The organism is Kamptonema formosum PCC 6407 (assembly GCF_000332155.1).
Taxonomy (GTDB): domain Bacteria; phylum Cyanobacteriota; class Cyanobacteriia; order Cyanobacteriales; family Microcoleaceae; genus Kamptonema; species Kamptonema formosum.
On sequence record NZ_KB235907.1, the window covers coordinates 56210 to 56664 of the forward strand.

General features: G+C 44.6%; 1 pseudogene. It reads right to left on the bottom strand.

What is annotated here, in order from left to right:
- Window positions 1-358, bottom strand: a pseudogene (locus OSCIL6407_RS31645) (M23 family metallopeptidase); the annotation flags it as partial.
- Window positions 359-455 lie beyond the last annotated feature (97 nt).

Here is a 455-nt window from a genome sequence, read left to right on the forward strand (position 1 = left end):
TCTTTGAACTAATAGGAGCGAGTGCAGTTGGCGGTAATAACCCTTGAAAGTTAGGAGAAGGTAAGCCAAGTTGTTGATTAACAATAGAAGAGTTTAATGCAGCGCTTTGAGATGTATTGCTTTGAGTTGAATTTGGGGCTTGTTGCTGTACAGTTGCCACACCTAACGCCACAATCCCCAACACAATCAGCATAAATTCTAAAGCCAAATCAACAGCATTTAACCCAGCCTGGTCAGCTCTATTTGCAATCGCACGGGCTAAAACTTCTTCGCTAAGATAACCTTGTTCGTAATCAGCGACCAGGCGCTCTATTGTCTGGCTGTTTGGATTGCTGCTGTTGCTGCTGTTGCTTTCCATTAGAACCGCCTAATTTGAAGTTGTACTCACCGCTAAAAAAGGGTGTTTGAACATTCCCACCAACTCCTACCAAGGGACAAGGCACACAGGGGATAGG